The sequence below is a fragment of the Streptomyces sp. NPDC107575 genome, assembly GCF_055657265.1.
Genome location: NZ_JBVKBG010000003.1, coordinates 550,049 through 562,247 on the forward strand (window position 1 = coordinate 550,049; position 12,199 = coordinate 562,247).

The 12,199-nt window shown below is 71.6% G+C and carries 10 protein-coding genes and 1 pseudogene; 8 read left to right on the forward strand and 3 right to left on the reverse strand.

The window, feature by feature from the left end; translation table 11 throughout:
* Positions 1–28 precede the first annotated feature (28 nt).
* Positions 29–310 carry a hypothetical protein gene (locus ACZ7L4_RS15735; RefSeq protein ID WP_450811524.1) on the reverse strand — a complete coding sequence of 94 codons (282 nt, stop codon included), beginning with the start codon at positions 308–310 and terminating at the stop codon, positions 29–31.
* Positions 311–447: 137 nt separating this feature from the next.
* On the opposite strand from ACZ7L4_RS15735, the gene ACZ7L4_RS15740 reads away from it, so the two are divergent.
* On the forward strand, positions 448–810 hold the full coding sequence (locus ACZ7L4_RS15740) for an arsenate reductase family protein (protein ID WP_472102828.1): 363 nt from the start codon (positions 448–450) through the stop codon (positions 808–810).
* Here the strand turns inward: ACZ7L4_RS15740 and ACZ7L4_RS15745 are convergent.
* The gene (locus ACZ7L4_RS15745; protein WP_472102829.1) at positions 797–1,633 is read right to left on the reverse strand and encodes an alpha/beta fold hydrolase; all 837 of its coding nucleotides are present in this window, start codon (positions 1,631–1,633) and stop codon (positions 797–799) included. The two genes, ACZ7L4_RS15740 and ACZ7L4_RS15745, sit on opposite strands and share 14 nt — an antisense overlap.
* Before the next feature lie 143 nt (positions 1,634–1,776).
* Here ACZ7L4_RS15745 and ACZ7L4_RS15750 point away from each other — a divergent pair, with 143 nt between their 5' ends.
* From ACZ7L4_RS15750 to ACZ7L4_RS15765, 4 genes and pseudogenes are all read left to right on the forward strand, one after another.
* Positions 1,777–2,442, forward strand: a complete 666-nt coding sequence (locus tag ACZ7L4_RS15750; RefSeq protein ID WP_472102831.1) for an RlpA-like double-psi beta-barrel domain-containing protein — start codon at positions 1,777–1,779, stop codon at positions 2,440–2,442.
* 150 nt (positions 2,443–2,592) lie between these two features.
* Positions 2,593–3,624, forward strand: a complete 1,032-nt coding sequence (gene glnII, locus ACZ7L4_RS15755) for a glutamine synthetase (protein WP_472102833.1) — start codon at positions 2,593–2,595, stop codon at positions 3,622–3,624.
* 340 nt (positions 3,625–3,964) lie between these two features.
* Positions 3,965–4,258 (forward strand): annotated as a pseudogene (locus tag ACZ7L4_RS15760) (winged helix-turn-helix domain-containing protein); the annotation flags it as partial.
* Between the two features lie 55 nt (positions 4,259–4,313).
* Positions 4,314–5,846, forward strand: coding sequence for a DUF1996 domain-containing protein (locus ACZ7L4_RS15765; protein WP_472102835.1), 1,533 nt, complete (start codon positions 4,314–4,316; stop codon positions 5,844–5,846).
* A 61-nt stretch (positions 5,847–5,907) separates the two neighbouring features.
* On the opposite strand, the gene ACZ7L4_RS15770 is transcribed toward ACZ7L4_RS15765, so the two are convergent.
* Positions 5,908–6,342 (reverse strand): hypothetical protein, encoded by a 435-nt coding sequence (locus ACZ7L4_RS15770; RefSeq protein ID WP_472102837.1) that lies wholly within the window; start codon positions 6,340–6,342, stop codon positions 5,908–5,910.
* 72 nt (positions 6,343–6,414) lie between these two features.
* Here ACZ7L4_RS15770 and ACZ7L4_RS15775 point away from each other — a divergent pair, with 72 nt between their 5' ends.
* The 3 genes from ACZ7L4_RS15775 (at position 6,415) to ACZ7L4_RS15785 (ending at position 12,105) form a co-directional block, all read left to right on the forward strand.
* A complete protein-coding gene (locus tag ACZ7L4_RS15775; RefSeq protein ID WP_472102839.1) occupies positions 6,415–9,543 on the forward strand; it encodes an alpha-N-acetylglucosaminidase in 3,129 nt (1,042 codons plus the stop codon).
* A 54-nt stretch (positions 9,544–9,597) separates the two neighbouring features.
* Positions 9,598–10,119, forward strand: a complete 522-nt coding sequence (locus ACZ7L4_RS15780) for a tetratricopeptide repeat protein (protein ID WP_472102841.1) — start codon at positions 9,598–9,600, stop codon at positions 10,117–10,119.
* A 66-nt stretch (positions 10,120–10,185) separates the two neighbouring features.
* Positions 10,186–12,105: a hypothetical protein gene (locus tag ACZ7L4_RS15785; RefSeq protein WP_472102843.1), complete on the forward strand. Its 1,920-nt coding sequence runs from the start codon at positions 10,186–10,188 to the stop codon at positions 12,103–12,105.
* Positions 12,106–12,199: the final 94 nt, after the last annotated feature.

The following is a 12,199-nucleotide window of genomic DNA, read 5'->3' on the forward strand; positions in this document are numbered from 1 at the left end:
CGTGGGAATCCGCCCCGGCCGAAGGAAGCTACCGGCTGTACCGCATCAGCGCCCGCACCATGTGGCACGTCGTGTCGGACGGCGGATGGATACCGACGAGGTCGGCGGTCGCGCGGATCCTGCGGTTGTGGGCCTGGGTGGGGAGGTAGACGCCGGAGTCGAGCAGGGCTATCGCCAGGCGCATGGCCTTCAGGCGGCGGTTGTGGGTGATGTACCAGTCGCGGGGGCGCCCCGCGGGGAGCGGCCTCTTGGCGAGTGGCGTGTACGGCAGATCGATCAGCATCGGAGCGGCGGCAGCGGGCACAGGCATCCTCCTGTCGCGGACGTCCAAGGGCCCCCGTAGCCCTCGAACACTGCTTCTATTCTACTGCCGACCACTGACAAAAGCCGCTGGCCAGAGCCGACTTGAGGGCCACCGCACGGCTTCACTCGCGTACCGTTGACCCCATGGAGATCTGGATCAACCCGGCCTGCTCGAAGTGCCGCAGCGCGCTCACCCTGCTCGACGCGGAGGGCGCCGACTACACGGTGCGCCGCTACCTGGAGGACGTACCCGCCCCCGACGAGATCCGCGCCGTGCTCGGCCGGCTCGGCCTCGAACCGTGGGACATCACCCGCACCCAGGAGGCCGACGCGAAGGAGCTCGGCCTGAAGGACTGGGCGCGCGACGCGGACAGCCGCGAGCAGTGGATCGAGGCGCTCGCCGCCCACCCGAAGCTGATCCAGCGCCCGATCATCACGGCCGAGGACGGCACGGCGGTCGTGGGCCGCAGCGAGGAAGCGGTGCGGGACGCCATCAACCGCGGCTAGGGGCCTCGCCCACGAACTCGGCCAGCCCGGCGCCGAGTTGGAGCGGCATCGCGTGGTGCGAGAGGCCCGGGACGGTGACCGTTGCAGGCCCGGCCCGCTCCGCCACCCGCCGCACGTCGTGCGCCCGGCTCTCCCCCGCGAGCACGACCCGCACCCTGTCGCCCAGCGCCCGCAGCGCGTCCCGCGCCGGGATCCGCCCCGTCACCGGCCGCGCCGACGGGAAGCGCGCGGCGGCCTCCTGCAGCGCGAGCCAGTCGCCGTCGAGCGCGGCCCCGCCCGTCTCCCACGCGAGGAACCGCCGGGTCCGGTGCGGGGCGGGCCGCAGCAGCGTCGGCAGGGCGTGCGCCAGGTACCCGGCCCGCAGCCCCGCGTAGCAGCGGGTGGGGTCGAGCAGGGTGAGCGCGCCGACGCGCCCCGGGTCCCGCAGCGCGCAGTGGAGCGCGATCCAGGCGCCGTACGAGTGTCCGCACAGCTCGACGGGCACGGTGACGTCAAGACCGGCCAGCAGCGCCTCCAGCCAGCCGGACAGATCGGCGACCGTGCGGATCGGGCGGCCGGGGTCGGCGACGCTGCGGCCCGGCTCGCCGACGAGGTCGGGCGCGTACACCCGGCGCGATCGCGCGAGCGCCGCCACGTTCGCGTACCAGCCGGCGCTGCTCGCGCCGCCGCCCGGGAGCAGGAGGAGGGGTGGGGCGTCGGCCGGGCCCAGGGCGTGGACGTGCGTGGAGCCGTACGGGGTGGGGACGTCCAGGTGCGCGGTCGGCTCCGGCCACTTGGCCATGACCTTGTCGTACGCCTCGAAGAACGCCCGTTCCGGTGCCATCGTCGCCACGCTCCCCCTCGTGTCACCAACTTCCGTGTGAGACACGTTACTTGAGCGCCCCAAGCGGTCGTTGAGCGTTCGGGTTCGGGTGCTCGTACGTAACGGCGTGCGCAACAACGTGCATCTCACGACAGGAGGCGCGCATGTCACGCAGGAGAACTCTTGGCCCGAGGAAGCGGCTCGCGCTCACGGCGGCCGCGGCGGTGGTCGCGGGCGGCGGGGCGTTCGCCCTGGCGGCGACCAGCAACGCGGCGCAGGTCGACCAGGGCTCGGCCGTGTGCGACGGGCTGAACACCGCGCTCGCCAACAACCAGAAGTTCATCGACGGGCAGAAGGCGAACCCGGACGCCCAGTCCGAGGCCCGGATCGCCAACCGCGAAGCGGTGATCGCGGAGATCAAACGGAAACAGGAGGCCTCCGGATGCGATACGGGGGCGGGGGCCGGGTCCGCCGCGGACGCGAGCACCCCGCCGGCCGACGCCTCCGCTTCCGCGTCCGCACCGGAGGCATCCGCTTCCGCGCCGGAGGCCTCCGCCTCCGCCGCCGATCAGGCCGCCTCCGGTGAGCAGGTCTGCGCCGGGCAGCAGGTGACGCTCTCCGGAGAGGGCGGGGCCCCGGCCGCGTCCAGCAACCAGTTCCCCGCGGGCACCCAGCTGAAGGTGACCAACCTCGACAACGACAAGTCCACGACCGTCGAGGTCACCTCCACCTCCGGATCCTGCGCGCTGCTCAACAACGCCGCGTTCGAGCAGGTCAGGGAGCCTGGCAAGTTCCTGATCCGCAACGCCCGCATCGAGAAGGTGGGCTAGCGGGGAGGCCGGATCGCATACGACGCACGGGCCACATCCCTCCCCGGGCCGCTCAGGTAACACGGGGTTCACAAACGGGCAACGGCCGGGAAATCCCCTGGTGACAGGCTCCCGGTTAGTTCGAGACCCGCGTGAATGAGGATGTGGCCCGTGACCTTCAAGGCTGAGTACATATGGATCGACGGCACCCAGCCGACGGCCAAGCTGCGTTCGAAGACGAAGGTCATGGCGGGCTCCCCGCAGGGCCTGGACACGCTCCCCCTGTGGGGCTTCGACGGCTCCTCCACGAACCAGGCCGAGGGCCACGCCTCCGACCTCGTACTGAAGCCGGTCGCCCAGTACCCGGACCCGATCCGCGGCGGCGATGACGTCCTCGTCATGTGCGAGGTCCTGAACATCGACATGACCCCGCACCACTCCAACACGCGTGCCGCGCTCGCCGAGGCCGAGGAGAAGTTCGGCACCCAGGAGCCGATCTTCGGCATCGAGCAGGAGTACACCTTCTTCGAGGGCGACCGCCCGCTCGGCTTCCCGGTCGGCGGCTTCCCCGCCGCGCAGGGCGGCTACTACTGCGGCGTCGGCACGGACGAGATCCACGGCCGTGACGTCGTCGAGGCCCACCTCGAGAACTGCCTGAAGGCCGGCCTCGCGATCTCCGGCATCAACGCCGAGGTCATGCCGGGTCAGTGGGAGTTCCAGGTCGGCCCCGTGGGCCCGCTGGAGGTCTCCGACCAGCTGTGGATCGCCCGCTGGCTGCTCTACCGCACCGCCGAGGACTTCAACATCTCCGCGACCCTCGACCCGAAGCCGGTCAAGGGCGACTGGAACGGCGCGGGCGCACACACCAACTTCTCCACGAAGGCGATGCGCGAGGGCTACGACGCGATCATCACCGCGTGCGAGTCGCTCGGCGAGGGCTCCAAGCCGCTCGACCACGTGAAGAACTACGGCGCCGGCATCGACGACCGCCTCACCGGTCTGCACGAGACCGCCCCGTGGGACGAGTACAAGTACGGCGTCTCCGACCGCGGCGCCTCGGTCCGCATCCCGTGGCAGGTCGAGCGGGACCGCAAGGGCTACATCGAGGACCGCCGCCCGAACGCCAACGTCGACCCGTACGTCGTGACGCGGCTGCTCGTCGACACCTGCTGCTCCGCCCTGGAGAAGGCCGGCCAGGTCTGACGGCGCCGGCCGGATCCGGATCCGGCCATCCGCTTCGGGAGGGTGTCCACATTGTGTGGGCGCCCTCTCGCTCGCGTGACACATCTGTTTCAATGAAGGCATGGCCAGTCTCCGTCGGAACAGCAGCTCGAAGGGTCGTCGCTACGACCTCGAGCCGTTCTGGCCGTCCCGCCAGCACCACGACTTCGACCGTGTGTGTCGCCGCGTGAGGAACGCGCGGGCCCTCTAAAGCCGTCGACCCGACCGTCACGGCCTTCGGTCCGCGCGCACGACGTACGTCCTTCTCCCGACGTTCCCTCGCGCGAAAGAGCTGACCATGGCTGCTTCTGCCCTGCTGACCGACCCGCTCATCTCCGTCGACACCGCCTGCCGCACGGTGCACGTCGCGGGCCGCCAACTCGACCTCACCTACCTGGAGTTCGAGCTGCTCGCCCATCTCGTCGGTCACCCGCACCGCGTGCACACCCGCGACGCCCTCGTCCACACCGTGTGGGGATACGGGCATGTGGGCGACGGCCGCACCGTCGACGTGCACGTCGCACGCCTTCGACGGAAGCTCGGCGCCGAGTACCGGGACACCATCCGCACGGTGCGCCGCGTCGGCTACAAGTACACGCCGCCCACCGGCGGTTGAGGTGAAATCCGGGGGCCGATTGAACAGGGTCGGCCCCCGTTGCGTACGTAGTCCCATGGGACGCACCTCACGGAAACGGCGCTCAACGCTGGCGACGCGCATGACCATCGCGTCGGCCGCACTCCTCCTGGGTGGAGGTGGGCTGGTCGCGGTCAACGTGTACGCGTCGGCCCACGAGGACTCCGCCGACGGACGAGACGCGGGCAGCGGGACGCAACAGACACAGCAGACGCAACAAGTGGCCACCATCGACTGCCCGGACGTCGGCGCACAGCTGTCCGACGTGCCGGGCGGCGCCCGCGACGAGGTCGACGGTGAACTCGCCACCCTGGACACCCAGATCACGCAGGCCTACAAGCGGCTCGCCACCACGCGGGACGCGGCCGCGCGGGACCCGCGGTTCGTACAGAACAGCATCATGGACCCGCTGAAAAAGAACCGGGCCACCATCCTGGAGCGCATCCGCCTGGAGATGGAGCGCCGCGGCGGACAGGCCCCCGACGGCATGAACGACATGGCCGAGTGCACCGCCCAGCCGAAGGAGGGCGAGCAGCAGCCCCCGGCCGACGACGGCGGCCAGCAGCCTCCGGCCGACGGCTCCGATCAGGGCGGCGGCGATCAAGGCGGCGGCGACCAGGCCGGCGGCGATCAGCAGCAGGGCAACGGCGGGCAGGCAGGCAACGGCCCCGTCGCCGCCGACTTCGCCGACATCACCAAGGTCCAGCCCAACGTCCAGAAGCCCCAGAACGGCGACAACGCCTCCACCGGCACCTTCACCACCCGCTGCGGCGTGAACGACAACAAGAAGTTCAACACCGACAACATCATCGTGGCGCCCGGCGTCAGCAACGGCGCGCACCACCTGCACGACTACGTGGGCAATCAGGACAACGACGCCTTCTCCAGCAACGACGACCTGGCGAACGCCGACACCAGCTGCCAGAACCAGGGCGACAAGTCGACGTACTACTGGCCGGTGCTGCGCGTGCAGGACGGCTCGGCGGACTTCGACGCCGACAAGGACGGCGGCGGCAAGGAGGGCAACGTCGGCAAGATCCTCCAGGCCCAGAAGGCGAGCATCAAGTTCGTCGGGAGCCCGCAGAGCGATGTCGTCGCGATGCCGAAGTTCCTGCGCATCATCACCGGCGACGCCAAGGCCTTCACGAACGGCACGGCGAACGCCAACGCGCACTGGAGCTGCACCGGCTTCGAGGACCGGCAGTTGACGGACAAGTACCCGTTGTGCCCCGACGGTTCGAAGGTCGTGCGCAGCTTCGCGTTCCAGAGTTGCTGGGACGGGCAGAACATCGACAGCGCCAACCATCGCACACACGTGGCATTCGCCGACCAGGCCGGCAACTGCCCGCAGAATTTCAAGGCCATCCCGCAGCTGAAGATGCGCCTGGTGTACGACGTGCAGACGCCGACGATCGAGAACGGGCAGGTGAAGAACCCGTTCGCGGTGGACGGCTTCCCCGAGCAGCTGCACAAGCCGATCACGGATCATGACGACTTCATCAACGTCTTCGACGACCAGACCATGCGGAAGGTCGTGGACTGCATCAACAAGGGCGATCGCTGCACCTGAGCGATCGCCCCTTCCCGGCCGCTGCGCGGCCGGCCCGGCGGAGACCCTCGTGCCCGGAGAGCTACCCGGCCTCGTGACCCCCACCACCGCTGCTCCCCGAGTGGTGCGAGGCAGGCCTCTCCAGGGTCCCGCCGAGCCGGCCGCGCAGCTTCGTGAGCTGTGCGGCGCCGCCGACCGCGATCCACTTGGGTCCGACGAGGTAGACGCCGCCGTAGTCGTTGGCCTCGTCGAACCACTGGGCCTGGCCCTTGTCGGTGCTGAACGTGGCGAGGACGTAACGCCCCTTTCCCGCACCGCAGTTGGCCTGTCGGATCTCCGCCGCGTCGGTCTGGATGTCGGGGCGGCAGCCCGCCTCCTTCGCGAGGTGCTCCAGGCTCCCGGAGGCCGTACGGGGGATCTTCGGCGTGTCGTCCTCCCCGGCACCTTCGGGGCCGCCCGGGCCGCATCCGGTCGCTGCCGCGAGCAGTACGGCCGCCACCACCAGCTTTTTCCGCATTGCGCTCTCCTGTCCCGTACGTTCCGTTGCTACCGTGCGCCGCACCAACCGCGACGCAAGGGGGGTACACGTATGTCCGCACCATCGCGACGCACTGTTCTCGGCACGACGGCCGCCATCGGCCTCGGCACGGCCCTGGGGACCGGCGCCCCGGCCGCTCAGGCGGCTCCGCGGTCCGTCGCCGCGAGGGAAGTGCCCGTTCTTGATACGGCTGAGGCGCGCGCGACACTCAACCGTCAACTGCCGCACCACGCGGACCAGTTCCGTCTCAGACTGATGGCCGCGAGCGGCACGGAGGACCGTTTCCGGGTGACCGGGACGCAGGGCCGCATCACGGTGTACGCGACGACCCCGGCGACGCTGCTCGCCGGGGTCCACTGTTATCTGAAGTACGAGTGCGGCGCGCACATCACCTGGAACGGCTCCCAGCTGGACCTTCCCGACCGCCTCCCGGCCCCTTCGAAGACGCTGGAGCGCAGCACCCCGCTCCCCCACCGCTTCGCGCTCAACGACACGAACGACGGCTATACGGCACCCTTCGCCGGCTGGTCGTACTGGGAGCGCGAGATCGACGTCCTCGCGCTGCACGGCTGCAACGAGGTGCTCGTCATCGCGGGCATGGAGGCCGTCTACCACCGCCTCCTGAAGGACTTCGGCTACAGCGACGAGGAGTCCAGGGCCTGGCTGCCCGCCCCGTCCCACCAGCCGTGGTGGCTGCTGCAGAACCTCTCCTCGTACGGGGGCCCGCTGTCGCCCGAACTCATCCAGAGACGCGCGGAGTTGGGGCGAAGAATCGTCGACCGGCTGCGCGCGCTCGGCATGAAGCCGGTGCTGCCCGGCTACTACGGGCACGTACCGAAGGGCTTCGTGGAGCGCAACGGCGGGGACGCGCACGTCGTGCCGCAGGGGGTGTGGCACGGCTTCGAGCGCCCCGACTGGCTCGACCCGCGCACCGACTCCTTCGCGCAGGTGGCGAAGGCGTTCTACGGGCACCAGAAGGACCTGTTCGGCGAGATCGACGCCTTCAAGATGGACCTGCTGCACGAGGGCGGCACCGCCGGTGACGTGCCGGTCCCGGACGCGGCGCGCGGCGTCGAGGCCGCGCTCCAGAAGAACCGTCCTGGCGCGACGTGGGTGATCCTCGGCTGGGAGGCGAACCCGCTGCCCGAGCTGATCGACGCGATCGACAAGAAGAAGATGCTGATCGTGGACGGGGTGTCCGACCGGTTCACCTCCGTCACGGACCGCGAGAAGGACTGGGGCGGCACCCCGTACGCGTTCGGGACGATCCCCAACTTCGGCGGGCGCACGACGATCGGGGCCCGCGCGCACATCTGGGAGCAGAAGTTCTTCGCGTGGCGCGACAAGCCGGACAGTGCGCTCGCCGGGACGGCGTACATGCCTGAGGGCACCGACCGGGACCCGGCGGCGTTCGAGCTGTGGTCCGAACTCGCCTGGATGGACGGGAAGGTGGACCGGGCGGCCTGGTTCGCCTCCTACGCCGACTTCCGCTACGGGCGCCGCGACAAGGACGCCCGCGCCGCCTGGCAGGCGCTGCAGGAGACGGCCTACCAGCACAGGGCGACCGAGCGCTCCGACCCGCACGACTCGCTCTTCGCGGCCCGCCCCGACCTGTCGGCCGACCGCGCCTCCTACTACGCGCCGCGCGCCCTCGCCTACGACCCGGCCCGCTTCGACGCGGCGCTCGCCGGGCTCCTCGGCGTTGCCGGGAAGCTGAGGGGCAGCGCGGCCTACAAGTACGACCTCGTGGACGTGACGCGGCAGGCACTCGCGCACCGCAGCCGCCAACTCCTTCCGCAGCTGAAGGCGGCGTACAACGACAAGGATCAGGCCACGTTCAAGGCGCTGTCGACGCTGTGGCTGCGGCTGATGCGGCTGTCGGACGACGTGACGGGCACCAACGCGGCGTTCCTGCTCGGCCCGTGGATCCAGGATGCCCGGAACCTCGCCACGAACGACGCCGAGCGCGCCGAGTTCGAGCGCTGCGCGAAGGCGCTGATCACGGTGTGGGGCGACCGGGCCACGTCCGATCCGGGCAATCTCCACGAGTACGCCAACCGCGACTGGCACGGCCTGATCGCCGACTTCTACCTGCCGCGCTGGCAGAAGTGGCTCGACGAGCTGTCCGACGCGCTGGCCGCGGGCCGCGAGCCCGCGAAGGTCGACTGGTTCGCCTTCGAGGAACCCTGGACGCGCGAGCGCAAGGACTACCCGCTGCGGGCGTACGGGGACCCGTACCGGGCCGCCGCGAAGGTGCGCGACGTCCTCGCGCGCGCCCCCTACCAGGGCTCGGTGAAGGTCACCGCGGAACCTGCCGCCTTCCCGCCGGGCGGGCACGCGCGCGTGACGGCCACGTTCCGCAATGTCAACGGGCTGCGCGCGACGGGCCGCGTCGACTTCGACCTGAAGGGCATCGCCGCCGAGCCCGAGGGCGCCACCTCGCTGCCGAGCGTGCCGCCGGCCGGGGAGGGCACGGTCACGTGGCAGGCGAGCGCGCCGGGCACCCCGCTCGACGAGCCGCTGCGCCCGTTCCCGTACACGATCGACGTCCAGTACGGTCCGGCCGGCGAGAAGCGGATCACCTACGTCCGCAAGGGCACGCTGTTCGAGGCCGGTCCGGTCGCCGAGGGCTGGCGTACGTACAGCAACAACGGGGCGGTCTTCGGGCAGCTCGGCGAGCGGTTCGCGATCGACGGCGGCGGCGCCGACCTGTGGAAGGGCACGGCGGAGTTCGGGGCGCTGTACCGGGCGAACGCGTTCCGGGACGGTTCGGTGGCCGTGGTGCGGGTGGACGCGCAGGCGGTCACGGGCCCGTGGGCGCGCGCCGGGATCATGGTGAGCAACTCCATCGGCGGCTCGGGGTCCCTGGGCTTCGCGAACCTGTCGGTCACGCCCGCGAACGGCGTCGTCCTCTCCTACGACTCCACCGGCGACGGGACCCTCGACACGTACAAGCGGATCACCGGGATCAAGGCGCCGGTGCTGCTGCGGCTCTCCCGGGCGGGCGACTCGTACACCGGGGAGTGCTCGACGGACGACGGCGCGACGTGGCGGACCGTCGCGACCGTGCCGTCGCCGCGGCTCGCCTCCGCGCAGGGCGTCGGCATGTTCATGAGCGCGACGAACGGCGGGAACGGGACGCGGGGCACGGTGGAGTTCAGCGGGTGGAAGCTGAGCTGAGCCGGTCCCCGCAACTCCGGTGACACCGGGGCACTCCTGTGTGAGAGTGCCCCGGTGAGCACCGAGAACAGTGACTGGGAAGAGCGGATCGCGGCCGCGTGGGCGACGATCGACGACTATGACGAGGCGGGCTCAAGCGAGTTCCGGGCGCTCATCGACGGGCTGGCCGCGGAGCTGCCCGCCGGCAGCCCTGTCGCCGCGTTCGAGCGGGCCTCGGCCTTCGACTCGACCGGCCACTCCGACAAGGCGGTCCCGCTGTACGAGGAGGCGCTGCGGCTCGGCCTGTCCGGGTATCGGGCCCGCCGCACGAAGATCCAACTGGCCAGTTCACTACGGAACACGGGGCGCCCGGAAGCGGGCGTCGCGCTCCTTGAACCGGAATTGACCGCTCCCAGCGACGAGTTGGACGACGCGGTGCGGGCGTGCCTGGCGCTGTGCCTGTCGAGTCTCGGCCGCGACAGGGAGGGCCTCGCCCTGGTCCTCGGCGCCCTTGCACCCCATCTGCCCCGGTACCAGCGGTCGATGGCGAACTACGCGAAGGCGCTGGTCGCGGCGGAACCGAATCCGACGTCATGACCGAATGACGACGGACGGCTGTGACCATCCCACGATTCGCTCGTTCAGCTGAACGTGCAGTCAAAGGTGCAGCAGCAATCCACGTCCCCGTCCGCAGCGCCGGCCGCCGTCATCGACGTCGAGCAGGCCGAGGCCGCCCTGGTCGAGCACTACCCACGACTGGTACGGCTCGCCTACCTCGTACTGCCGCCGGGCCTCGGCCGCAATCGCCGCGTGCTGACCGCCCACTCGGTCGTCCAGCGGGCCCTCCCCCGCGGCCGCACCGCGGACGCGCCCGCGCCGGTCCCGGCCCAGCGCGACTCCGCGGGCCGCACAGGCGACCCCGGCTTCGCCTACGTACGCCTGAAGGTGCTGCGCAGCGCCCTGGAGGCGGGGCTGCCGTTGCGGCGCCTGGCCTGGCCCAAGCGGGCCCAGCTGCCGCCGCTGCTGCCTCAGGTGTGGGGCCTGCGGCTGTTCCCGAAGTCGGGCGGCGCCGATGAACTCGCCCTGGACCAGCAGCTTTCCACGCTGAGCGGACCGGCCCGCGCCGCGTACGTGCTGCGCGGCCTTGAGCGGCTCGACGACGCCGCCGTCCGCGCGGCCCTCATCGACGCGGGCTGCGCCGAGGAGGACGCGGCCGCGGCCCTCGCGGAGGCGCGCGGCATGGCGGCCGACGCCGGGTCCTGCACGGAGCTCCTGGAGTCCCCCGAGTTCGACCCGTGCTCCCTGCACGCGCGGCCCACCGACCTGATGCGCCGCCGCCAGCACCTGAAGGCGGCGATCGCGGCGGTCGCGGCGACGCTCGTGTGCGGCGCGCTGCTCGGCCTCCCCGGCGAGGGCTGGGCGCCGGACGGCGCGGCGGCACCGCCGTACGCGAAGAACCCGGCGGGGCAGGCGGCCCTGAACCCGGGCAAGCTGCGGAAGGTGTCGCCGACCGCGTGGAAGACCTCGGCGCGCACCGACTTCTCGGTGTGGCCCGCGCGCGGCTCGCTGACCGGCGACAAGGAGCTGCTGCGCAGGGCGCTCGCCGTGTGGGCGCGGCCCGGCGGCTCGGTGAAGGTGTCGGCGACACCCGGCACCCCCGCGGGCGCGCCGCCCGGACCGCCGCAGCTGCTGTACGCGGGCGAGCTCGACCAGGCCCGCGTCGTGCTGCTCTACGACGGGCTGCGGATCGTGCGCTACGCCGAGCCGAAGAGCGGCACGAGCGGCGCGGCGCTCGACTTCGCGCGGGTCGACGGGGCGCAGGGCGCGCAGTCCGGCGCCGTGGTGATGGACCGGACCGACGGCAACGTCCGCTATCTGACGGCCCCTTGGGTGGCGAAGGCCGGCACCCGCGACCTCCTGAAGCCGTCGGCGGGGACGCGGTCCCTCGCGCGTACGAAGGACGGGGTGACGGCGCCGTTCCCGAGCCCGGCGCTCGCGACGTCCTGCACGTCGTGGAACGCGCTCGCGCTGACCGACTCGACCGGGACCCGGCTCACCACCGACCTCGGCGAGCTCGTGCCCGCGCACCTCACGTCCGGCAGCCCCGCCGCGCCCCGCGAGGCGCGGCCCGCGGACTGGGCGACGACCGCGTGCTCGCTCGCGGCGGCCCGCTCGCACGGGGTGCGGTCCGTGAACTCCTGGGCGTACGCGCGCCAGCCGCTGCCGGAGGCGAACGGGACGGCCGAGTGGCTGTGCACCCGTGCCGACACGTGGCGGGGCACCGGGCCGCGCACCCTCGCGCTGTTCCGGGCGCCGGGGGCGGACTCCGCCGTCGTGGCGGCGAAGTCGCAGTCGTCGCCGGCGTGCGGCTCTCGCGAGCCGCAGGTGTTGGCGGGTGTGCGGTGGAAGTCGCGGGGCGGGGAGTGGTACCTCGTGGCCGCGGGGAGCCGGGCGGTGAACTCGGTGAGCGCGTCCGGTCGGTCGGCCGAGGGGAACGTGCTCGCGGTGCCACTGGCGCGGGGAGCGAAGGTGTCGCTTACCGGTCGGACGGCGCAGGGAGCGAAGGTTCGGCCCCTGAGGTGACCCGGTCTCGGGGCTCTGCCCCGGACCCCGCTGCTCAATCGCCGCAGGGGCTTGATTGGCGCACCCGGACTGAATGACAAAAGTGCTGCACGAG

Bases quoted from the DNA above. Each gene is read 5' to 3' on its own strand.
- ACZ7L4_RS15770 (WP_472102837.1), bottom strand. From the start codon at position 6,342: ATGCGGAAAAAGCTGGTGGTGGCGGCCGTACTGCTCGCGGCAGCGACC.
- ACZ7L4_RS15765 (WP_472102835.1), top strand. From the start codon at position 4,314: ATGGGACGCACCTCACGGAAACGGCGCTCAACGCTGGCGACGCGCATG.
- ACZ7L4_RS15735 (WP_450811524.1), bottom strand. From the start codon at position 310: ATGCCTGTGCCCGCTGCCGCCGCTCCGATGCTGATCGATCTGCCGTAC.
- ACZ7L4_RS15775 (WP_472102839.1), top strand. From the start codon at position 6,415: ATGTCCGCACCATCGCGACGCACTGTTCTCGGCACGACGGCCGCCATC.
- ACZ7L4_RS15745 (WP_472102829.1), bottom strand. From the start codon at position 1,633: ATGGCACCGGAACGGGCGTTCTTCGAGGCGTACGACAAGGTCATGGCC.
- ACZ7L4_RS15740 (WP_472102828.1), top strand. From the start codon at position 448: ATGGAGATCTGGATCAACCCGGCCTGCTCGAAGTGCCGCAGCGCGCTC.
- ACZ7L4_RS15750 (WP_472102831.1), top strand. From the start codon at position 1,777: ATGTCACGCAGGAGAACTCTTGGCCCGAGGAAGCGGCTCGCGCTCACG.